At 51.6% G+C, this 22,416-nt stretch carries 16 protein-coding genes and 3 riboswitches; of the genes, 7 read left to right on the top strand and 9 right to left on the bottom strand.

The window, feature by feature from the left end; all coding sequences use genetic code 11:
• Positions 1-11: 11 nt before the first annotated feature.
• Positions 12-614, top strand: a complete 603-nt coding sequence (locus ABWQ15_RS10280) for a TlpA family protein disulfide reductase (protein WP_353908681.1) — start codon at positions 12-14, stop codon at positions 612-614.
• Between the two features lie 243 nt (positions 615-857).
• Here the strand turns inward: ABWQ15_RS10280 and lpdA are convergent, their stop codons facing one another.
• The 5 genes from lpdA to gcvT form a co-directional block, all read right to left on the bottom strand.
• A complete protein-coding gene (lpdA, locus tag ABWQ15_RS10275) occupies positions 858-2,243 on the bottom strand; it encodes a dihydrolipoyl dehydrogenase (RefSeq protein ID WP_353908680.1) in 1,386 nt (461 codons plus the stop codon).
• Between the two features lie 160 nt (positions 2,244-2,403).
• Entirely contained in the window at positions 2,404-3,807 is a 1,404-nt protein-coding gene (gcvPB, locus tag ABWQ15_RS10270; protein ID WP_353908679.1) for an aminomethyl-transferring glycine dehydrogenase subunit GcvPB, read from the bottom strand.
• Positions 3,804-5,120, bottom strand: a complete 1,317-nt coding sequence (gene gcvPA, locus ABWQ15_RS10265; protein ID WP_353908678.1) for an aminomethyl-transferring glycine dehydrogenase subunit GcvPA — start codon at positions 5,118-5,120, stop codon at positions 3,804-3,806. The genes gcvPB and gcvPA overlap by 4 nt, the downstream gene beginning before the upstream one ends.
• Before the next feature lie 2 nt (positions 5,121-5,122).
• Positions 5,123-5,503: a glycine cleavage system protein GcvH gene (gcvH, locus tag ABWQ15_RS10260; protein ID WP_353908677.1), complete on the bottom strand. Its 381-nt coding sequence runs from the start codon at positions 5,501-5,503 to the stop codon at positions 5,123-5,125.
• Between the two features lie 68 nt (positions 5,504-5,571).
• Complete coding sequence (gcvT, locus tag ABWQ15_RS10255) at positions 5,572-8,220, bottom strand: glycine cleavage system aminomethyltransferase GcvT (protein WP_353908676.1); 2,649 nt, start codon at positions 8,218-8,220, stop codon at positions 5,572-5,574.
• 93 nt (positions 8,221-8,313) lie between these two features.
• Positions 8,314-8,397: riboswitch (glycine riboswitch) on the bottom strand.
• Between the two features lie 3 nt (positions 8,398-8,400).
• A riboswitch (glycine riboswitch) is annotated at positions 8,401-8,485 on the bottom strand.
• A gap of 445 nt (positions 8,486-8,930) precedes the next feature.
• On the opposite strand from gcvT, the gene ABWQ15_RS10250 reads away from it, so the two are divergent.
• The 3 genes from ABWQ15_RS10250 (at position 8,931) to pstA (ending at position 11,782) form a co-directional block, all read left to right on the top strand.
• The gene (locus tag ABWQ15_RS10250) at positions 8,931-9,863 is read left to right on the top strand and encodes a phosphate ABC transporter substrate-binding protein (protein ID WP_353908675.1); all 933 of its coding nucleotides are present in this window, start codon (positions 8,931-8,933) and stop codon (positions 9,861-9,863) included.
• Positions 9,864-9,947: 84 nt separating this feature from the next.
• Complete coding sequence (gene pstC, locus ABWQ15_RS10245; protein WP_353908674.1) at positions 9,948-10,895, top strand: phosphate ABC transporter permease subunit PstC; 948 nt, start codon at positions 9,948-9,950, stop codon at positions 10,893-10,895.
• A complete protein-coding gene (gene pstA, locus ABWQ15_RS10240; protein ID WP_353908673.1) occupies positions 10,892-11,782 on the top strand; it encodes a phosphate ABC transporter permease PstA in 891 nt (296 codons plus the stop codon). The genes pstC and pstA overlap by 4 nt, the downstream gene beginning before the upstream one ends.
• A 92-nt stretch (positions 11,783-11,874) precedes the next feature.
• Here the strand turns inward: pstA and ABWQ15_RS10235 are convergent, their stop codons facing one another.
• Complete coding sequence (locus ABWQ15_RS10235) at positions 11,875-13,656, bottom strand: methyl-accepting chemotaxis protein (RefSeq protein WP_353908672.1); 1,782 nt, start codon at positions 13,654-13,656, stop codon at positions 11,875-11,877.
• A 325-nt stretch (positions 13,657-13,981) separates the two neighbouring features.
• On the opposite strand from ABWQ15_RS10235, the gene ABWQ15_RS10230 reads away from it, so the two are divergent.
• Positions 13,982-15,718, top strand: a complete 1,737-nt coding sequence (locus ABWQ15_RS10230; protein ID WP_353908671.1) for an EAL domain-containing protein — start codon at positions 13,982-13,984, stop codon at positions 15,716-15,718.
• A 332-nt stretch (positions 15,719-16,050) separates the two neighbouring features.
• On the opposite strand, the gene ABWQ15_RS10225 is transcribed toward ABWQ15_RS10230, so the two are convergent.
• The 3 genes from ABWQ15_RS10225 to ABWQ15_RS10215 form a co-directional block, all read right to left on the bottom strand.
• Positions 16,051-16,986, bottom strand: a complete 936-nt coding sequence (locus tag ABWQ15_RS10225) for a sensor domain-containing diguanylate cyclase (protein WP_353908670.1) — start codon at positions 16,984-16,986, stop codon at positions 16,051-16,053.
• A 179-nt stretch (positions 16,987-17,165) separates the two neighbouring features.
• Entirely contained in the window at positions 17,166-17,432 is a 267-nt protein-coding gene (locus ABWQ15_RS10220) for a hypothetical protein (protein WP_353908669.1), read from the bottom strand.
• A gap of 184 nt (positions 17,433-17,616) precedes the next feature.
• Positions 17,617-18,792: a pyridoxal phosphate-dependent aminotransferase gene (locus ABWQ15_RS10215; protein ID WP_353908668.1), complete on the bottom strand. Its 1,176-nt coding sequence runs from the start codon at positions 18,790-18,792 to the stop codon at positions 17,617-17,619.
• 369 nt (positions 18,793-19,161) lie between these two features.
• On the opposite strand from ABWQ15_RS10215, the gene ABWQ15_RS10210 reads away from it, so the two are divergent.
• Together ABWQ15_RS10210 and ABWQ15_RS10205 are read left to right on the top strand one after the other, a co-directional pair.
• On the top strand, positions 19,162-20,451 hold the full coding sequence (locus tag ABWQ15_RS10210; protein WP_353908712.1) for a GGDEF domain-containing response regulator: 1,290 nt from the start codon (positions 19,162-19,164) through the stop codon (positions 20,449-20,451).
• Between the two features lie 474 nt (positions 20,452-20,925).
• Positions 20,926-21,100, top strand: a riboswitch (Lysine riboswitch).
• 85 nt (positions 21,101-21,185) lie between these two features.
• Positions 21,186-22,379 carry an amidohydrolase gene (locus tag ABWQ15_RS10205; RefSeq protein ID WP_353908667.1) on the top strand — a complete coding sequence of 398 codons (1,194 nt, stop codon included), beginning with the start codon at positions 21,186-21,188 and terminating at the stop codon, positions 22,377-22,379.
• Positions 22,380-22,416: the final 37 nt, after the last annotated feature.

Here is a 22,416-nt window from a genome sequence, read left to right as displayed (position 1 = left end):
GGAGAAAAGTAATGAACAATCGAAAAATTTTAGCAGTATCCATTATTGCCTTGGTGGTGGTGATTGCTGCTTCAGCGGCGGTTTACAATGTGTATGTGAACAAAGTCGATCCCACGACAGGAGCGATGACCGATGCTTCTCAGACAATGGCTGAGGCATCTGCGGAGAGTTTTAGCAAACAGGCTTTTGCCGCGACTGCGGCGCAAGACTTCACCATGCAGGATGCAAGTGGAAAAACTGTAAAACTGTCGGACTTCAAGGGCACCCCGGTCGTGCTGAACTTTTGGACCTCCTGGTGCAGCTACTGCAAGGCCGAAATGCCCTATTTCGAATCGGCCTATAAGAAGTATGGCGATCAGGTTCAATTTATAATGCTCAACCCCGTAAAATCAGAAAGAAGTAGCGGCGGCGGAAAAACCTTTATAAAGGAGTCCGGCTATACCTTCCCGGTATTTTATGAAACAGAGGGCAAGGCAATCACCTTGTACGGACTGCGCGGTTTTCCGGCCACATTTTTTATAGACGCAAACGGTAATGTTGTTAATAAAAACGTTGGAGCCATCTCGCAGACAAAACTAAACGAAATGATCCAATCGCTTCTGACAAAAAAATAGACTTCACGCAGCTTCATCGATACAGACGTATAAATGGCAGCATTTTGAGATACTGTTATAGGCCGGATATGACGGTAGAAAAGGGCAATTAACAATTGCGCGGTTGGAACGTCTCACAGCCGCAATAAAAGATCCATGTGACAGAATAAAAAATCTGCACATGGATCTTTTAGGGCGCCCTCAAAAGGTTCTCAAAACACGCGGGTTTTGCAGGCAAGATTCAACTTGATGCTGCAAAATAGTTCAGTGATTCAACTTTTCTATCAGGTCATTCAGCGCTTCGGCCATGGCCTCCTCAAACGTGGGGTGCGGCCGCATGGCCTGCGCCAGCTGCTCGGCTGTCATGTGGTTGGCCATCGCCTGTGCGATCTCAGAAATCATATCGGTGCTGTGCTCACACATCAGCTGAGCGCCCAAAATGCAGTGATTGTCCGCACGGGCAATCAGCTTCATAAAGCAGCGGTCTCCATCCATAATGACGGTCTTGGCATTGCCAAATAGAATGCACTTGCCGGACTTGACCGGAATTTGCGCCTCCTTTGCCTCCTGCTCCGTCATACCCACCACGGCAATTTCCGGACGGCTGTAGATACAGCTGGGCACGATCTCCAGATTGACGCTGTTCTCTTTCCCGCACAGCAGGTCCACGACGGCTGTCCCCTGTGCAGAGGCCACATGGGCCAGCTGTATCCGGGACGACACATCGCCAATGGCGTAGACATGGGAAATGGAAGTTTGAAAGTTGGAATCCACGCGGATGCTCCGGCCGTTCATCTCCGGCTGGAGTCCTTCGCCAAATACCCCGTCCAGACAGGGCTTCCTGCCGATGGCGCACAGCACCGCTTCGCCCTCCGCCTGACCCGGCATTTCTTTTGCGGAGTAGCGGACAGTCAGACCATGGCCGGTTTGCTCCACACTCTGCACAAGTGCGCCGGTACTGATTTTGACGCCGCGCTTTTTCAGAATCAGAGTCAGATTTTGCCCAAGCTCCCGATCCATGGTGGGCAACAGCCGGTCCAACCCCTCAATGATCGTCACCTCACAGCCCAAATCATTATAGAAGGTTGCAAATTCTACGCCGATCACACCGCCGCCGATGATTACGATGGAGCGATACAGGTGGTCACAGCCATTCAAAAGCTCGTCGGAGGTCATAACGCCGGGCAGATCGAGACCTGGAATCGGCGGACGGGCAGGCACAGAGCCAGTTGCGATTAGAATATCGTCCGCGGTGTAGATTTGCTCTCCCTCGGCGCTGTGCACGCGAACCGTATTGGCGTCCACGATGGTCCCGGTACCGCTGATAAAATCGACTTTTGCACTTTTAAACAGCGACAGAATCCCGCCGGACAGCTTTTCAGAGACCTGTCGTTTGTGGGCAAAAATCGCGCCCATATCGATCTGTACGGAATCCGCGGTGATGCCGGCGTGGCTACCGGAGCAGATATCCTGATAGATTCGGGACGAATGCAGCAGCGTCTTCGTGGGGACGCAGCCGCGGTTGAGACAGGTGCCGCCTGCCTCGCGGTTTTCCACGACCGCCGTGCGCAGTCCCAGTTTGGCCGCCCGGAGCGCGGCCGCATAGCCGCCCGGTCCGGCACCGATCACAAGTAGTTGGTAGTTATTCATTTTTAATCTCCTGTTCTGCCGGCATCCGGCAAAGCCCGTCCCTTCAAAAAAAACGCCGCCGCACAGGAAGTCGGGCAAGATGCCCGCCCTCCTGTTGCAGCAGCGCACTCTTAGATCCTATCCGCACATTTGAAAAATTCCTCCATGGAGAGACAGGAAACTATGCCCGTTCCCATCGCAGCACGGGATTTCTGGCCGCCCGAACTTCATCCGGACGCCCGATCTGTGCGTTATGGGGCGCATTGTGCATAAACTCCGGGTCCTCATGCGCCAGTGTATACAGCTTACAGAACACCTCTGCGGCCCAGTCCAGCGTCTCCCGGCTCTCAGTCTCGGTAGGCTCCAGCATCAACGCCTCATGGACGATCATCGGGAAATACATCGTGGGTGGATGCATCCCATAGTCGATCAGGGATTTGGCCACATCCAGCGCGGATACGCCGGTGTGCTTTTTAAACTCCGATAGATCCAGCACAAACTCATGCATACAGATGCGGTCAAAGGCGGGGGTAAAGGTTCCCTTGATCCGCCGCATAAGGTAATTGGCATTCAGCACGGCGTTCTGCGCAGCTTCCGGAATTCCCTCCCAACCCAGCGTCATCAGGTACGTCAGTGCCCTCACCACCACCAGGAAATTCCCGGCAAAGCTGCGGACCTGAATGTGGTCTCCGCCATCCATCAGAGCGGACTTGGGCAGATACTGCGCCAGAAATTCTTTGCAGCCCACAGCGCCGGCCCCGGGTCCGCCGCCGCCGTGAGGCGTGGCGAACGTTTTATGCAGATTCATATGGATGCAGTCAAATCCCATATCGCCGGGCCGAACCACGCCCATGATCGCATTCAGATTCGCTCCGTCATAATAACACAGACCTCCGGCTTCGTGGACAAGGCGGGTGATGTCCAGAATATGTTCATCGAAGATGCCCACCGTGTTAGGGTTGGTCAGCATCAGTCCGGCGGTATCTTCACCCAGGGCGGCCTTCAGCGCCTCCAGATCGACACAGCCATCCGGCGCAGAGGCAATATTGACGACCTCAAACCCACACATGGACGCAGTGGCGGGATTCGTACCGTGCGCGGAGTCGGGAATGATGATTTTCGTGCGCTTCGCGTCGCCGCGGGCCTTATGATACTGCTTGATCAGCATGACACCTGTAAATTCGCCGTGCGCACCGGCGGCGGGCTGGAAGGTCATATCCGCCATGCCGGAGATCTCGCACAGATAGTTTTTCGCGGTATCCAGCACCTCTTGGCAGCCAGCCACCGTATGGGACGGCGCCAGCGGGTGCACATTGGTAAACCCGGGCAGGGCTGCCATTTCTTCATCGATCCGGGGATTGTATTTCATGGTGCAGGAGCCCAGCGGATAGAAACCGCAGTTGACTCCGTGGACCTTGTGGCAGAGCTCGGAATAGTGGCGTGAAAGCTCCGTTTCGCTTACCTCGGGCAGAGCGGGCGGCGTGTTGCGCCGCAGTGTATCAGGAAGAGACACCGAATCAACATCGCAGGGCGGCAGCAGTGTGCAGCCGCGGCCGGAGACACTCTTTTCAAAAATCAGTTTCAACGCTCCAACACCTCCTTTACGATGGCGGCAGTCTTGTCCAGCGCGGCTTTTTCCACTTTTTCCGTGGCGCACCACAAAATAGCGCCGTCCACAGTCAAACCGCCCAGAATATCCGCCTGTTCCAGCGATTGCAGTACTTCCTGAACCCGGGGCATCTCTGTCACGAACTCGTGGAAGTATGCGCCGTTATAACGCAGGGAAACGCCCGGTATTTTACACAGCTGGGACGCCAGATAGTGGGCCTTGGCCATGGACTGACGAGCCGCCTCCGCCATGCCGCGAGGCCCCATGGCCGCCATGTAGACCGCGGCGGTCATTGCACACAGCGCTTCGTTGGAGCAGATGTTGCTGCTGGCTTTTTCCCGGCGGATGTGCTGTTCTCTCGCCTGAAGGGACAGGACATACGCCCGCTCGCCTCGACTGTCCACCGTCTCGCCCACAATACGTCCCGGCAGCTTTCGCATGTATTTGGCCGTGGTCGCCATAAAGCCCAGATAGGGGCCGCCGTAGCTCAGCGGCATTCCCAGAGGCTGCCCTTCGCCGACAGCCACATCGGCCCCGCAGTCGCGGGGTGTTTTCATAATGGCCAGGGCAATGGGGTTGCAGCCCATGACATACATGGCACCATTTTCATGCACGATCTGACCGATGGCCTCGGCATCCTCCAGCTGCCCGAAGAAATTGGGCTGCTGGAGATAAAACGACGCCACATCATCCGTCAGCATTTCCCGCAGAGCGACCGTGTCTGTCCGGCCGGACTTCTGCGGGACGATGCGCAGCTCGTCACCGGTGCCATAGCAGTAGGTGCGGATGGTTTCGATGGTATCGGGATGGGCGGCGGCGGAGACCAGCGTGACCCGGCGCTTATTGGTCCGGCACATAGCGGCGGCCTCGGCGGCGGCGGTGGCTCCGTCGTACACAGAGGCGTTGGAAACCTCCATGCCGGTCAGCTCACAGATCATCGTCTGGTACTCAAAAATAGACTGAAGCACACCCTGACTCATCTCCGCTTGGTACGGCGTGTACGCAGTGAGAAATTCCTCCTTGGCGGGAATGCTCTTGACAATACTGGGGATATAGTGGTCATAGGCGCCGGCGCCGCGCAGCACGGTAGCAAACACATGGTTCTTGGCTGCTATGGCGCGCATGGCTCTGCTAACTTCCAACTCGCTCATGCCGGACGGAATCTCCAGCGGGTGATCCAGAAGCATATCCCGGGGCACATCGCGGTAAAGATCACTGTATTCTTTCAGCCCAATGGCCTCCAGCATCCCCTGCCGCTCCTCCCGGGTGGAGGGCACATAGCTTCCCATTCTCAATCCTCCGCGACGGCGCAGACGGCCTCATATTCTGCGGCGTCCAACAGTTCCTCCTGACCGGTAATGCCCTCGACCTTGATAATCCAGGCGCCATAGGGATCACTATTCAGCTTTTCCGGCGCATCCAACAACTCCTCGTTTACCTCGCAAACTGTGCCGCTGACAGGGCAGAGCAGATCGGAAACCGCCTTGACAGACTCCACATCACCAAAGGCCTCGCCGGCTGAGACTACATCGCCCTCCTGAGGCAGATTGATGAAGACCACATCGCCCAGAGAATCCTGTGCAAAGTCGGAAATGCCGATGACAGCCACATCGCCGTCCATCTTTACCCACTCGTGGGACTTGGAATACTTCAAATCAGCAGGATAATTCATAAGGGTACCTCCATATAAAATTGATTTCCGTACTTGTGTTCCGTCGGCTTCCTGCCGGATTTACAGAGTTACAGACCCATTTGGCCCAGGAATCCCTCCAGTGCATCCTGCATTTTTTCATCATTGAAGCAGTAACGCATGGTGGTGTGTCCGGCGCGCAGCTTCTCCACGTCACCGCTGACATCTTTGGCACGCAGGATGCAATCCGCCATCAGCTCGGCCAGTTTGCCAAAGTCCTCTTTACCAAAGCCAAAGCGAGTCATTTCACTGACTCCCATCCGCAGTGCGCCGGAGGCAGTGAAGCCCTCCTCATCCGGCGTTGCCTGATAGTTGACAATGATGTTGTTCTGTTCCAGACGGTCGGCCACCTCGGGGCCGGCACCGTAGCCGACGGAAACGATGACCTGATGGGTTTCCGTGTAATCATTGGCGGGATCACCGGCAACATCAAGGCCCTGCGCCTTCAGGCATTTGGCAAAGTGCTTGGCATTGTCCACAACGGCCTTCTGATATTCGTCCTTAAAGGTATTCATCTCATATGCGGCCATCAGCAGCCCCAGCTGCGTTCCCAGATGATGATTGGACACGCTGCCGGGGAAGGCGCGGGTCTCAATGGTCTCCCACAGGCCGTATTCGAGATCGGACTTTTTATAATTGACCCCAATGACTCCGCGCTGGGGGCCAAAGAACGTCTTGTGCGTGGAGCCGGTCACGATGTTCGCGCCCTCCTCGAAGGGCTTCTGGAAGTGGTCGCCCACAAGACCCAGGACATGCGCCATATCGTACATAATGGTGGTGGGGATGTTCTGCTCATCCACAAATTGCCGGATGGCGGCCACGGGCTCACGGTGCAGCACCATGCTTTTGCCGAAAATAATGAGCTCAGGCCGATATTTTTCCAGAACCTTTTTGGTTTCCTCCACGTCAATTTTATAGATATTATCCTTGCAGACCGGGAAGTTCACCACGGCAGACCGCTCTGTGACAGGGTCCACGGCGATATAGTCGTGCAGCGCGCCCATGGGCTGCGCGGAGAGGTGGCCGCCCTTAATGATGTGGTTATTGAGCACGTAGCCCAGCCGCTTAGGTGTGTGCTTGCGGTCCAGACGGTTTTTCCAATCCATCAGCGAGGAGAAAACCGCCATGTTGGACATCTGCCCGCTGATGACGCGCGTCTCCACTTCGCAGCAGCCTAAATACTGCTTCATCTGCTCCACCAGCATCTGTTCCACCCGGTCTATAAAACGGGTGCCCTGATAATAAAAGACTTCCTGATCGTAGAAGGATTTGATCTTCTTGTGCTCTGCATAGCGGAAGGCCGGGTCGGAGGCGCACAGCAGCTGCACGGCGCGACTGGCACTATTTTCCGAGGGAATCAGGTTGATGCAGCACGTTTGTCTCCACTGATGATTTTCGGAGGCCATCTGGATCAAATCCAGCGCCTTTGCCGCCCGGCTTCCGGTATCGGCATCAGCTTCCTGCTCTGCCGGTTTATACAGGATGGGGCGCGCAAAAGGAGGTGCATCCACCCTCATATGATAAGGCGGAATGACGGCCTTCAGCCGCTTGCCGCGAATATCCACCTCTACCACATCATCTTCCAGCACGTCGCTGGCAAGATAGGCAAGGCCGATGGCGCGTTTTGCCGTATCATCGAGAATTTTGGTGGCCAGGCCCTCGCCCTCGTGACGGTAGTAAGGGACCATGGTTCCACTGGTAACCCATCCAATCATCTTGTCGCCGCGGTAAATCGGCATCCCGCCGCGCATGACGCCGCGGTCGACAAGGGTGATGGGCTGAATGCGGCGGGGCAGAACACTCAAATCGCTGAAATCCCGGCTCATGATCTTCTTAAAAGCCGCATATTGCCGCTCCAGCGGCTCACGTCCGATATAACTGCCCTTCTGCTCAGAAAAGCTGACGGCAAATCTGGCCAGAGATACCGCAAAGATCGGCATCGGGACGCCATCGGGATCAACGCCCATTTCATGGCCGTACAGCGGCAGACCCGCTTCCAGACGGAGCGTGTCACGGGCGCCCAAACCTGCGGGCCTTGCTCCCAGCTCAATCAGACGGTTCCACAGCCACTGCGCATTTTCGCTGGCAACGAATACTTCATAGCCCAGCGGCTCTCCGGTATAGCCGGTTTTGGCCACCCGTACCGTCCGCCCTTCCATCTGCAAGGTGTTCAGAGCATTTTTCATTGGCTCAGTGACCGCCTCGCCGCCGGAGAGCACTGCAAGAATCTCTCGGCTCTTGGGGCCCTGCACGGCAATGGAAGCATAGTCTTTTGTAATATCCGTAATGGTGCAGTCATAGCCACTCACGATCTTTGTCAGATGCGCGAGATCCTTCTCTGTGTTGGCGGCGTTGACCACCAGCAAAAACCGATCTTCCTCAAAGCGATACAGATATGCATCGTCTATGGCACAGCCGTTTTCATCAGGAATGATGCAGTACTGCGCTTGATTTATATCCAGCGCCATCACATTGCTGGTCAGCACATGCTGTAAAAACTGAACCCGCTCCGCCCCCTCGATGAGCAGGCGCCCCATGTGGGATACATCGAACAGACTGCAGGCATGGCGCGTATAGAGGTGCTCGGCCACGATGCCGGCCGGATATTGAATTGGCATCTCCCATCCACCGAAATCCACCATAGAGGCGCCGTATAGCACGTGAAGATCGTAAAGTTGTGTACGTTTGAGATCGCTCATGTTTTTCCTCCTTTTATTTTGCATCAAGCCTATACAAACACACAAAATCGCATAAAAAAAGGCACAAAGTCCCCTCTTTTGAAAACTTTGTGCCTTCGTCATTAGCCTGAGAGATTCCCCACATCGCAGATGTGGGTTGCCCCGTCGGCGTACAGCGAAACGCTGTACTCTTCGAAGTATCGTCGTAGCTCGGCCCTTTTACCTGAGAGTTTTCGCATACCCCTTCGGTGTCGTGATAAAACACGTACTCTCCCGAGCTAGTCATTCGAAATTATTTAATTTTCAGCGGTTTAAATCGCGCCGAATTAAGAAAGCGCGTTTGTGTTACGTTTGCAAAATACCACATTACGCAAAATATGTCAATGAATTTTTTTTATGCCTAGTTAGTCCACGGGAAATTTCGAGCCCGTACCGCGAGAAAAGAAAATTCGGAAGGATATAGATGCAACTGCTTTTTGGAGTTTTTCAATAGCGGGATCTTATAAATACTTGTCAAATTATGATTTGCCTGAAAACCGTACTCCATAAATGAAAAGCGCAGAACCGGCCAATTGTATCGCACCCCGGCAATTGGCTGCTTGATTCCGCGCGGCCGCACAACTTTTACAAATTTATAACGGTATCGTGGTCGTCACTTTTACAATTATAGGCTTAATATGAAATAGTTCTCAGAGAAAGCAAGCTGTAATAATTAAAGGAGAAATGGTTACATGAAAAAAATTTTTAACCTTTTACTGTCTGCGGCAATGGTTATGGCACTGCTGGCCGGCTGCGGCAGCGGTGGAACGACTACCCCGGCCCCCGCTTCTGAGGCGGATTCCGCTCCTGCGTCCGCGCCCACTGAACAGGCCAGCTCTGTTTCGGGGACTGTGACTGCCTCCGGTTCTTCTGCGCTGCAGCCTCTGGCCCAGGCGGCCGCGGATGCGTTTAACTCCGCCAATCCGGACTGCTCCGTCACGGTGAACGGCGGCGGCTCCGGTACGGGTTTGAAAAATGTGTCCGAAGGTTCCGTCGATATCGGCAACTCCGACGTGTTCGCGGAGGAAAAGCTGGATGCCTCCGCAGCGTCAGGCCTGGTGGACCACGAGGTTTGCACCATCACCATGGCTCCCATTGTCAATAAGGATTTGGGCGTCGCCAATCTGACAAAGCAGCAGCTGATTGACATCTTCTCGGCCAAGACCACCAACTGGAAGGATGTGGGCGGCCCCGATCTGGCCATTCTGCTGGTGACCCGTCCCACCTCCTCCGGCACCCGCGCCCTATTTAAAACCTGGGCTTTGGACGGCGCAGAGGAAGCCTCCAATCAGTCCCTGGAAACCGACGACTCCGGCACCTTGCTGCAGACTGTTGAGAGCAATAAGGGCGCAATCGGCTATGTAGCCCTGTCCTATCTGGTAAACAATGCCGACGTGCAGACCGTGTCCATCGATGGCGTGGCTCCCACTCTTGAAAACACCTACAGCGGCACTTATCCTGTCTGGGGCTATGAGCATATGTATACCAAGGGCGATGGTTCCGAAGTCGCTCAGGCCTTCATCAAGTACATGATGAGCGACGAGTTCGCTCCCAGTATTGAGAGCATGGGCTACGGCGCTTCCTCAAAAATGGGCACACAGGCAGTCAGCTCTCACAACAAATAAATTCCGAAAATCACAATGGAGAGCGGGCCGGGCAGAGCGGTTATTTCTGCCCGGCCTCTCCGTATAACAGGAGGCGTGAACGCGATGTCTGATTCAAGGCCTTTTGGGGCAGCAAAAAAAATCAATCCCGGAAGACAGCTTTTTTTTCAGAAATATTTGGGCCGCAGCATTGTCACAATCTGCGGCCTCTTTGTAATTGCCCTGACCGTTTCGATCGGTGCCTTTTTGATCTTCAAGGGAACCGGAACCTTCGCCCGATACGGTCACAGCGTGCTTGAGTTCCTCTTTTCCTCGGATTGGTCTCCCATGGACAGCGGGACGAAAAGCGGCGGCGGCGTGGGTGCGGCCATTTATATCTGTGGATCTCTGCTGACCTGCGGGCTGGCGCTCCTTATCGCCGCTCCGTTCAGCCTGGCGGCGGCGATCTTCATCACGGAAATCTCTCCGAAGTTGGGAGCGCGTCTGATTCAGCCGGCAGTGGAAATCTTCGTGGGAATCCCTTCCGTTGTCTACGGCTGGGTGGGCCTGACCGTCCTGGTCCCTTTTATCCGGGACACCTTTCACGCCCCTATGGGCGGGTACTCCGTACTGGCGGCAGCCATTGTGCTGTCCGTCATGATTTTCCCGACCATTACAACGGTTGCCGCGGATTCTATCCGCAGCGTACCCGTGATGTACCGCGAGGCGGCTTACGGACTGGGCTCCACCCGCTGGCAGACAATTTACAACGTGGTCGTTCCCGCTGCCGCGCCGGGGATTATCACGGGAATCGTGCTGGGCTTGTCCCGGGCGTTCGGCGAAGCTCTGGCTGTGGCCATGGTCATCGGAAAAACCAGAGCTTTTCCCGCGGGCCTACTATATCCCACGAACAACCTGACTGCGGCAATCGCCGCCGACATGGGCAACTCGGCCGACGGCGGTGAACAAAATCTGGCTCTGTGGAGTATGGCGCTTCTGCTGTTCCTGATTTCCATCCTGTTCATCGTGGTGATTCATGGGGTCGGCAAAAAGAAGGAAGGTATGGTCGAATGAATACTTCACATTCTCTGCGAGCCCGGCAAACGGACCGCATCATGACCGGCATCTTTTACTGTGTGGGCGGCTTTTTTCTGCTGTTGCTTTTGGTGCTGGCCGGATACATTCTAATCAATGGTTTTTCCGACTTTCAGCCGGGACTGCTGGCTTTCAATAGAAATGGGATCGGAAATCAGTTTTTTGATACCGTCTATTTGGTTTTCCTCTCTCTGCTGATCAGCGTCCCCATCGGAATCGCCGCCGGCATCTATATGGCGGAGTATGCCCGCCCCGGAAGAACAACCCGGGCTCTGCGGGTTTCAATTGAAGCGCTGTCGTCCCTGCCCTCTATCGTGGTGGGGCTGTTCGGGTATCTTGTGTTTATTTTGATGACAGGAGCGAAGTGGAACCTGTTGGCGGGGGCTCAGGCGGTTTCTATCCTAAGCCTCCCCCTGATCGCAACCACGACGGAGGACGCTCTGCGCGCTCTGCCCCACAGCTATAAGGAGGGCAGCATGAGCCTGGGTGCCACCCAATGGCAGACCATTGTGGGCGTTTTGCTCCCAGCCTGTTTTCCCCGGGTGATCACCGGTATCATTCTGGCTGCGGGCAGAGGTTTCGGCGAGGCGGCGGCTCTCCTATATACGGCGGGGCAGAGTGTCAATATTAACTGGTCTAACTGGAACCTTTTATCACCGACCTGCCCCTTGAATCCATTTCGTCCGGGAGAAACGCTTGCCCTCCACATCTGGGCCATGCGCACAGAGGGAAGTCTGTATGCCAATTCAACAGAAGTTGCCAACCTTTCGGCCGCCGTGCTGATACTGATGGTCTTCGGATTCAGTCTTCTGGCCAGATTGATTAGTCGGAGCCTGGACAAAAAAATGGCTGGACAGGCTAATTAAAAATCTGCATTCTGCTAGTGGCTAACGGATTTTATTGCTAAGAAGCCTGACATCGAAGAATGTCAGGCTCCTTTAACTATTTAAAAGGCAACTCAGATTCTGCCGCTTTCAGAAAAGGTCTCTTCTTCCGATGCAGCTGTGTCAGCCGAAAGCCGCAGGAAACCGACCTGCTGGTGAAGCAGCTCCGCCTGGGAAGAGAGTTCTTCGCTGAGCGCCGCACTTTCCTCCGCCGTGGTGGAATTGGCCTGAATGACCTTGGAAATCTGATCCGTGCCCGCTGTTACCTGCTTTAGGTGTTCAGCCTGACGAGAGACGGCACGGTCGATCTGACGAATTCGATCGGCGGTTTCGTTGACACTTGTGGTCATGACCAGCAGGGAATCAGCCGCCATGCTCACCTTTTTTTCTCCCTCATTTACCGATTGAACGGAAGCTTCGATCAGTGTACCGGTCTGCTTGGCGGCTTCGGCGCTTTTTCCGGCCAGGTTGCGCACCTCGTCCGCTACCACTGCAAAGCCTTTACCCGCACTGCCCGCTCTGGCGGCTTCCACTGCGGCGTTGAGGGCGAGTATCTTGGTCTGAAACGCGATATTCTCAATCAGGCTGATAATTTTGGAAATTTCCATGGAGGACTGCCGAATTTTTTCCATGGCGCGAACCATATCATCCATGTGAACCTGCCCCGTCCGAGCTTCCTGCCCCGCCCGTTCGGATAGTTCCCGCACCGCCGTGGCGGCAGCGGCGGTATCGTTTATGCCAACGGAAATCTCAGCAGCGCTTGCCAGCAGTTTTTCCATGGACCCGTTCTGCTCCGCTGCGCCCTGTGCCAGATTCTGCGAGGCCAAGGAAACCTCCTGCGCGCCGGCGGATACCTGTGCTGTCGATTGCCGGAACTGCAGAAAAATCTGATTCAGTGAGGAGAGAATCCGACTCAATGCGGACTGAATGGGAACGAAATCGCCGTCATACTGCATTGCAATTCCGCCGGACAGGTCTCCTTTCTCAATCAGGGAGAGCTGGCGGGTGATGTCCGCAATCATATCGTGCAGACTGCGGATGGTCTTCTCCGCTGCGTCGGAGAGAATTCTGGTCTCGTCCCGGGTGTTGATTTTTGGGACGGGTGTATGGAGATCACCCTCGGCAAGCAGTTCAATCCGCCTTGTGATACTGCGCAGATTGCGGGAAAAGGAATTGGCCAGAGCCGCCATTACCGCTATCATTATGGCGGCTGAAAAAACGCTGCTGATCACCAGCAGTACCAAAGCCCGTTGCTTTTCTGCGGCGTACTGCTGCACGTTGCCCTCCACCTCGTCCATATAAACCCCGGTGGTAATGTACCAGTGGAAGGGTTGATATTGCAGAGTATAGGCCCGCTTGCGCACGACATCCTGCCCGCCGGGTTTCGGAAAATAATATTCCGTAAAGCCTCCGCTCTCCTGATCTCCTGCGGCAATGATATTTTTTATGTAGGAATTCCCCTTTTGATCCTGCGCCTGAAGACGGTTTTGCTCCTCGTATTCAGGATTCATGTGAGCCACACAAGTGCCGTCCGCAAGATCTGCTTCAAAGTAACCAACTCCGCCGTTGTACTGGGTATTTCGAACCAGCTCCTTGGCCCGTGTCATCAGTTGGCTTGTGGTGATTTTGCCATCCTGAAACTGCTGATAGTTTTCATCCAGAGAACTGATCATAGTCTGAACTTCCGCCTGCAGCATGGTGTCAAAGCCGTCCTTTGCCACGTCAAGGGCGGTGCCGTATGCCCGGGTCAGACTCCGGTAGGAGATACCTGCCTGTAAAGTCATCAGAATCCCGACCAGCGCCAGGGTGCTTAGGATCAGCTTTTCACGCAGCAAAATTTGTTTTTTCTGAAACACGATTCTTTTTCTCCTTTGCCTGCCGCTCACTCGCTTCAACGGCGAATTTCAGGGATACGGTCTGTACAACCCCTATCATATAGGCGGAAAAAGTAAAAAAATAGCACGTATTTCCAAAAATCGTGTAAATTCGATGTAAAGAACTTCAGATATGCACGGAACGCGTATTTTTCACGCTTCCTCAAGCAATTATTTTACATAAATTATACAATCATTTCCTTGCTATGTTATAAATTTCCAATTAAAATGAAACTGGATAATATAAATATATTCCCATCAGGATAATGTTCACCCTAATGGGATAAACCGATTTTGGGGGATGCAGATGGAAACTTACCAAGACGAAGAATTTTTCGCAATTTTAAACGGCGGGCATATTAAAACGGTATATCAGCCGATTATCTCTTTGCAAAACGGCAGTGTTTTAGGGTATGAGGCACTGAGCCGAATCTGCCTTCCGGAGTGCGAATTGAACATTGAACAGCTCTTTTCCATTGCCCGGCGGGTACGGAAGCTCTGGGATTTGGAAAAACTTTGCCGCACCACGGCTCTTGAAACCGCAACCAAAAAGGTTCGCAGCTCAAAGCTTTTTCTGAATGTGGATCCAAATCTGATCCACGATCCGGACCTTCGGGAGGGGTTTACCCATGAAAAGTTGGAGGAATACGGACTCAACCCCGATGAGGTTGTTTTTGAAGTTACGGAGCGGAGTGCCATCGGAGAGATGAACATTTTTACAGACTCCATCGCGCACTATCAAAAGCAGAATTTCAAGATCGCCATTGACGACTTCGGCGCGGGTTACTCGGGTCTGAGCCGTGTGTGCGCCCTGCACCCCAACTATATTAAAATCGATATGGAGCTTGTTCGGAATATTCATGCGTTTGCCAACAAAAGCTCTCTGGTGGGCAGCATTGTGAAGTTCTGCCGGGAAATGGGGATTTCTCTGATTGCCGAGGGAATCGAGACAGAGGAGGAACTGGACACGCTGATACGACTGGGTGTCGATTATGGCCAGGGATATTATCTGGGCAGGCCGCAGGATGAATTTAAGGAGCCATCCATTGACTTAAAACTGGCAATCAAGGATAAGCAGAGCAAAGTCTCCGCATTTGTGCAGCAGCTTTCAGTCTTCGGCACAATAGACTCGATCTGTCGGCACGAAGAAGCGGTGCAAATCCAACTCCCGGCGGTAGACGTTTACCAGCGGATGCAGCAAGACGAACAGATCCAGGAAAAATTTGTCCTGAATCCTGACGGGACCATCTGCGGCATTTTGACACGCGGATATTTGTTTGAGCGCTTCGGCGGACAGTTTGGATACAATCTCAACATGAAGCGGACTGCCGGACAGTTGGCGCTGCGCAGCTTTCTACACGTAGACCGCACTGCCACCATCGACGATGTAGCGCGCCTCGCGATGGAACGGGAATCCTCCCGCGTCTATGATTGCGTGGCGGTGACGGACCATGAGGTTTATTGCGGAACCATCTCCGTACGGGATCTTTTGATGGCGACGATCAGCATTCAGGTGCAGCGGGCAACTCAGGCGAATCCGCTTACAGGTCTTCCCGGGAATGCCGTGATCCAGGGCGCCATTTCTTCCGCTCTGAAGGACAACCGGCCATTTTCGCTGATCTATCTGGATCTGGACAATTTTAAAGCGTACAACGATGCTTACGGCTTTCCCAACGGAGACCGGATGATCAAGACGGTGGCAGATACCATCCGTACCTGCTGTCTCGACGACGACTTGAAAGGACATGTCGGAGGGGACGATTTTGTGATTGTCTCGGCTCTGTGCCAGCCAGACGCAGTGCAGGCGTTGTGCGACCGGATCAAATTTACCTTTAGCGAATCTATCCGCTCGTTATATAACGAAGAGGATTGGAATCGGGGGTATATCATCTCCCAAAACCGCCATGGCTTTACGGAGAATTTTCCCATTGCCGCGCTCTCCATCGCGGTAGTCACCAACTGCGGGAAGACCTTCGCCGGCATGGAAGAGCTTTCCCAGGCGGTTGCTGTGGCCAAGAAAAAAAGCAAACACAGACAGCTCTGAATAGCGGAGTGGTTTACTCCTGTGTATAAGGCACTTTAATAGTTTGGAAAACCTGAAAAAGTACTTTGAATTGCCTCTGTATGCCGGATTTAAAAAATGCGGAGGAACAGGCATACGAAACAACCGAAGCAATCATTTCACGGTCAGGTGGGGAATTCCTTCCCTTTAACTAATACTTTAATAAACCCCAGCCGATACGGAATGAGTTCCCAATTCATTGAGAAGGCATTGCCAGCATAGGTTGTCTTGGTACACTTATATGCTGAACTGATACACAGGCTAGCGCTGTGAGGCGAATTGAGTGTGAAAAATCCTTGTTAGGTATACTAGTATTAGCATTGTTCAATCGTATGCTTACCAGTAGCTTTAGCCCTTAACAAGGCTTTATCAACGCGCGAGATAAACTGGTCCATATTTTCATTGCAATTATAGGAGCCAATCCCAAAGCTAATCGAGATTGATTTCCCCTCAATATCAAACTGATAAGAGTCAACGGTTTCAATAATTTTATTTGCGACAACAAGCGCATTTTCAATGTTTAAATCAGGAAAGAGAATAATGAATTCATCGCCGCCCCAGCGAAACAACCGATCTGTGGCCCGGAACGTGTTTTTGATTAATGTAGTGATATCATGCAAGACGAGATCCCCTTTGTCATGCCCGTTCACATCATTTACCTTTTTAAAATTATCGATATCAAATATACCAATTGAAAACGTCGTCCCATACTTCTCAGCTTTTTTAGTTTCGCAGGTGATAAAATATTCAAATTTCGTTCTGTTATATGCTCCCGTCAGCGTATCAAAGGTCGCTAAGTTTTCCAGCTGTTTGTTAATCCTCTTCTGCTCTGCAATCATTTCTTTTAATTTTTTTTCATATATTTTCTTTTCGGAAATATCGCGTGTTGTTCCGATATAGCAAATAAGAGCCTCATCTTTAAAGATGGGCTTAACACAAACCTCACACCATATTTTGTGCCCATCTTTACAGATAAATTTTACGTCATATAAAGGTGACTCGTCTCTATTTCCACTGGCTTTTCTTTTGTTTACTTGATCCATTATAGCTCTTTTTGACTGGTTAGTTAAAAAATTCAGCATGCATTGCCCAATAATTTCACAATCGTCATACCCAGTCATTTTCTTAACTGCCGGAGTAATAAAAGTAAATATTAGATTCGTGTCAAGTTCCCAAATGACGTCTTTTATATTTTCTATCACGTATTTGTAGCGGGCATATTCATCTAATATTCCGCTCTTATTTATCATCCGCTCCACCTTATTTCATAATGAAAATAGTGTTAAGGAAGTGCAAATATAATTTTGAACGATTCCTAAATATATAGTATCTTACTTTATTATGAAAGTAAACTTAAATATTTCTTTGTGACGCTGTAAAAATTAGCTAAATACATGAAAGGAAAATCTATAGTTGATATTATTGGCTGTCAAGTAACGCGCAATTCAGACTTTTCGGCAAAGCGAACATTTAATTGGAGTTGTTTTCCGTACTTTTGTGGTAGCGTATAGAAAGAGATTTTTGCTTTGTTTTTTGATATGCTGATAAAACTAAAACGCATACAACCTTTTTGCGTGCGTTGCTTTGATGTGACTTGCTCCTCTGCCTGCAAAAGATCTGCGTGCCTACACGATTTAATAGTATCGCTCGTCACATACATTGCCAACAACCCCGTCTGCGGCCAGGCTGTTTCCATAGCGTACCTGTACACCGTAAGACATAGAGAAAACAAAGAAAAACGCCGTTTAACAGACAAAAGCAGACAGCAAAATTTGCTGTCTGCCTTTACGAATACCCACGGCTCACTTTAGGTTCCTGCCGGAACGCGCTTGAAGCCGCCGCTTCTTTGCGGCGCGCGGCATTTTTAATCGGAGATAGTATCAGCCACGCTTCTCCGGCGGAATCTTCTTTCGCAGGCCTTCCAGCCGGTCCAGCGCTTCCCGCAGCGTCTCGTCCCTCTTGGCAAAGTGAAAGCGGATTAGATGGTTCACCGGCTCCCGGAAAAAGCTGGACCCGGGCACGGCCCCCACGCCCACTTTTTCCGCCAGTGCCTCACAAAACGCAAGGTCGCTGTCAAAACCGAACTCTGAAATATCCATCAGAACATAATAGGCCCCTTGGGGTACATTGTGGATCAGGCCGATATCATCCAAGCCCTTTAAAAACAGATCCCGCTTGCGGGTATAGACCGCCAGCAGTCCGTCATAGTAATCCTGTCCGAATTTCAATCCCGGGATTACCGCCTCTTGCAGCGGCGCGGCAGCTCCCACGGTCAAAAAGTCGTGGACCTTCTTGACACGTTCCGTGATCTCCGGCGGCGCGATGGTGTATCCCAGTCGCCAACCAGTGATGGAGTAAGTCTTGGAGAGAGATGAGCAGGAGATGGTCCGCTCCCACATGCCCGGCAGGGACGCAAAATAGGTGTGATGGTTGGGCGCGTATACGATATGCTCGTACACCTCGTCGGTAATCACATAAGCGTCGTACTTCTCGGCCAGAGCGGCAATAGTCTCCAGTTCCGCCTTTGAAAATACCTTTCCGCAGGGATTGGAAGGATTGCAGAGGATCAGCGCCTTGGGACGGCGGCGGAATGCATCCTCCAGCTCCTCCGGGTCAAAGTTGAACGCGGGCGGGTACAGCGGCACGTAGATCGGCTCCGCCCCGGAGAGAATCGCGTCAGCACCGTAATTTTCGTAAAACGGAGAAAACACGATGACTTTGTCACCGGGATTCGCCACGGTTATCATGGCGGCCATCATCGCCTCGGTAGAGCCGCAGGTGACCACGAGTTCTCCGTTCGGGTCGACGGCGTGTCCCATCAGGCGAGACTGCTTCGCCGCCAGGGCCTCCCGCAGATTCTGAGCGCCCCATGTAATGGAGTATTGATGGAAATCCTCGTGGGCTGTCTGGGCCATGCGGTCCAATATTTCCTTCGGCGGTTTGAAATCCGGGAACCCCTGAGAGAGATTTACCGCGTCGTATCGATTGGATATCCGGGTCATCCGCCGGATCACAGAGTCAGTGAAGTCCGCCGTCCGGTCTGACAATTTCTGCATATGGATACGCCTCCTGTGTATCTCCCGCGGGGCCCATTGGCCGGCCGGAGCATTTTTTGCAATCGTAGCACGGAAGAGTCTCTGTGTCAAACGATTACAGCAATTTAATACATGTATGCCAGCAAAATTTGATATTTGAATCCTATTTTTACAACATAATTTGCAACAATAAACCGAATTCTTATTGAACATTTTGGGCCCCATATTGTTGCAAAATTAAGACTTCAGATGTACAATAATGAAAAGCAAAAGAAAAGCGGCAGGAGCTAAACATGCTTAGATGGGACAAGGAACCGACGTTGTACGCGATAGAAATACGCATGGAATTTAGGCCTGATTATTCTGCTCATAAAAGAGGTAAGCTGCTTGATGCAAAAAAACATATTACTGGTAGAAGATAGTCGTCTTTCATCTAAAATCATTTCTGATTTCCTAATCGAAAACGGATACAAAGTAGAACATGTTGATACAGGCGAAGCGGCAGTGAAAAAAGCCTGCAGCAGCTCTTTAGCTGACTTAATTATTATGGATATTGAGTTAGCAGGGTGCATGAATGGGATCGATGCTGCTCGCAAAATACTAGAAAATAAGGATATTCCTATTGTTTTTTTAACAGGCAATGCGTCAAAGGAAATTTTTCTGGAACTTGCCTCAGTTCAGGCCTATGGATTTGTCCTCAAGGGCACAAATGAATTTTCGCTATTATCTACAATTGAAATGGCGTTAACTCTGCATGAGGAAAAAAAGCAAACAAAAAATTTTAATTATGAAATTGCGAAGGCTCATATAGAACTTGAAGCCAGCCGCAAAGAATATATAGAATTAGCGGAGAATGCTCCGGTTGGAATTTTGAAATGTGATAGCAACGGAAATGTTATTTTTGTGAATCAATCCGCCCTTGAAATATTGGGCTCGCCAAGTGCGGAAGAAACAAAAAAAATTAATATATTTAGGATTCCGGCTCTCGTTCATTGCGGATTATCTGAGCAACTCAAAAAGTGCATAGTGGACAATGTGCACGGCATTTTCGAAATGGATTACGAATCTAAATGGGGTAAAAGGGCATATATTCGGTTGCATATCAAGCCTTTTACAGGCTGCTGTAATTCAATTGGAGCGCAATTGATTATTGATGATATTACGGAACAAAAACATATGGAAGAGGAGCTGCGTATTTTATCCTCAACCGATCCACTGACAAGTGTATATAATCGCCGGTATTTTATTGAAAAGTTAGAGGAAGAGTGTCATCGCGTACAAAAGCAGGGCTGGGGCACCTTTTCGGTTGCTTTGCTGGATATAGATCATTTTAAATCCATCAATGACTGTTTTGGCCATCATGCTGGGGATATTGTTTTAACCAAATTAACAGAAACAATTAATAATCGAATTCGAAAAATTGATTGTTTGGCCCGATGGGGAGGGGAAGAATTTATTTTATTATTTCCACATACAAAGCTTGCTGAGGCCAAACTATTAATTGAAGAATTGAGAAATAGTATTAGTAAAATGGACACATTGGTTGCCAATAAGATAACAGTTAGTATTGGAGTTGCGGAATATTGTGCGAATGAAACGGTTGATTCTATAATACAGCGAGCAGATAATCTGATGTATGAGGCAAAAAATGCTGGCAGGAATTGTGTGCGAAGCTGCTAGGCTCTTCTGGATTTGCTGCTTGCATATCCTCGCCAAATCTACTAATAGGAGCGGTGGGGGACTAGTAAACACAAACTGAGAATGGTTTACAGGGCGGTACCGATCTGGTGCCGCCTGCTTTTTGTCCTGGCATATTGGAATCCCAGAAAATCCTTGTCTTGCTGTTTTCGCCTGCTGTTATGCAAGAGGTTATGCGGCACATGGCCCGTAACTTATCTAAAGTGATGGAATTGCTATGCAGGCAGATTCATTTTCCTTTGCGGAACCTCGAATTGCAGTGATACACCTTGTAAAGAGTACCCGTCCCCGCCTTTTGGCGGAGTTGGGTACTCTTTCTCACTGGAAAAGCGACGGTTTTACCGCTGTACGCACTTCACAGACTGTGAAAAATTCACGAAAAATGAAAATTTATGCAAATTTACAGTTGACTTTACCATACTAACGCATTACGATAATAAAAACTCAAACACAACCTTGCAGAATAGAGGCGCGGTTTTTATGATTAGCGCGGACAGGACCCGGAATCCGTATGCCGTCGCGAAAGGAAAAGCCGCCGAAGAATTTGTACCGCCGGGGCACTGATTCTGGTTTTCAGGCAAACAACCTGACGACTGTCACCCCCTGAACGGGATGGAGCGCTGTCTGCTTTGTGAAGCAAAAATGCGCAGAGCGCATACTGTGGAAGCAAAGCCGTCGGTATCCGACGGCTTTTTCATACTTGAGGAGGCTTTTTCGTGGAACTCGACGCACTGAAACAGCAGGCATTTGCAGCGGAAGATGCCGCATCGGCGGAAGCTGAAGCGGTCAGTGCCTTTCTGTATGCCCATCCAGAGTTAGGAGATCAGGAGATCCGGTCCAGCCGGTATCTGGCAGACATGGCAAAATCGCTGGGCTATCAGGTGCAGATGCCCTATGCAGGCGTGCCTACTGCCTTCCGGGCAGAGTTCGGTGATGATGACGGCCCGTCTGTCGCCTTTCTGGCGGAGTATGATGCTCTGCCGGGCTACGGAGACAAGAGTCCTGACGGCAGCGGCAACGGTCACGCCTGCGGCCACAACTGGATCGCCGCCAGTACCTATGCGGCGGCAGCGGCATTGAAATCCGTCAAATCCCAGTTTCATGGCAAGATCATTTGGATTGGCACGCCGGCAGAGGAAACCTGCGGCCGGAAAATCAATATGGCGCAAGCGGGTGCGTTTGACGGCGTAGATGCGGTCTTTCAGTTCCATCTGGCTGGCGCTCCCGGCTGCTGCTTGGAAAATTATGCACTGGCTTGTACCGATCTGACGTATACGTTTACCGGCCACGCCAGCCATGCCTCCTTCAATCCTGAGAGCGGTGTCAATGCACTGGATGCATGCAATCTGGCCTTTGCAGGCGTCAACGCCCTGCGCCAACATCTCCCCTCAGACACCCGCGTCCATGGCATCATCGTACATGGCGGTACCGCCTGCAATGTTGTGCCCGACCACTGCGTGATGCAGTATTTCGTCCGTTCCCGAAGCAAGGATCTATTAGAGAAGATCATTGAAAAGGTGAATAACTGTGCGAAGGGCGCGGCGCTGATGACCGGCTGTCAGCTGGTCGTTGAGCGGGCCCCCAACACCTTTTATGATATGAAAAACTGCATACCGCTGGTGGAAAAAATGCAGGCGAATCTCCAGCGCCTTGGCATAACGGATTTCCGACAGGACGATCTCTATCATGCCGGGTCCACCGACATCGGCAATGTCTCCTATCACGCGCCTACATGTTACGGCGTATTGAGTACTTCCGCCATTTCCAACGCGAATCCCCATGACGCGGCTTATCTGGATGTCGTGGATTCTTCATATGCCCACAAGCTGCTGCACACTGCTGCCAAAGCAATGGCAGCCACCGCTCTGGATGTTTTGTGCGACGCGGATCTCCGCACACGCTTGACATAAGAAGAGACAACAATTTTATGAGTAAAATTAGGAGGAA

The sequence above is a fragment of the Oscillibacter sp. genome, assembly GCF_040505565.1.
Taxonomy (GTDB): Bacteria; Bacillota; Clostridia; order Oscillospirales; family Oscillospiraceae; genus Oscillibacter.
This window is presented reverse-complemented; position numbering and strand designations above follow the sequence as displayed.

Coding starts and splice junctions, on each gene's coding strand:
- gcvT (WP_353908676.1), bottom strand. CDS start 8,220: ATGAGCGATCTCAAACGTACACAACTTTACGATCTTCACGTGCTATAC.
- pstA (WP_353908673.1), top strand. CDS start 10,892: ATGAATACTTCACATTCTCTGCGAGCCCGGCAAACGGACCGCATCATG.
- ABWQ15_RS10225 (WP_353908670.1), bottom strand. CDS start 16,986: ATGATAAATAAGAGCGGAATATTAGATGAATATGCCCGCTACAAATAC.
- ABWQ15_RS10215 (WP_353908668.1), bottom strand. CDS start 18,792: ATGCAGAAATTGTCAGACCGGACGGCGGACTTCACTGACTCTGTGATC.
- pstC (WP_353908674.1), top strand. CDS start 9,948: ATGTCTGATTCAAGGCCTTTTGGGGCAGCAAAAAAAATCAATCCCGGA.
- ABWQ15_RS10280 (WP_353908681.1), top strand. CDS start 12: ATGAACAATCGAAAAATTTTAGCAGTATCCATTATTGCCTTGGTGGTG.
- ABWQ15_RS10220 (WP_353908669.1), bottom strand. CDS start 17,432: ATGGAAACAGCCTGGCCGCAGACGGGGTTGTTGGCAATGTATGTGACG.
- ABWQ15_RS10250 (WP_353908675.1), top strand. CDS start 8,931: ATGAAAAAAATTTTTAACCTTTTACTGTCTGCGGCAATGGTTATGGCA.
- gcvPA (WP_353908678.1), bottom strand. CDS start 5,120: ATGGGAAGCTATGTGCCCTCCACCCGGGAGGAGCGGCAGGGGATGCTG.
- ABWQ15_RS10230 (WP_353908671.1), top strand. CDS start 13,982: ATGGAAACTTACCAAGACGAAGAATTTTTCGCAATTTTAAACGGCGGG.
- ABWQ15_RS10210 (WP_353908712.1), top strand. CDS start 19,162: ATGCAAAAAAACATATTACTGGTAGAAGATAGTCGTCTTTCATCTAAA.
- gcvH (WP_353908677.1), bottom strand. CDS start 5,503: ATGAATTATCCTGCTGATTTGAAGTATTCCAAGTCCCACGAGTGGGTA.
- lpdA (WP_353908680.1), bottom strand. CDS start 2,243: ATGAATAACTACCAACTACTTGTGATCGGTGCCGGACCGGGCGGCTAT.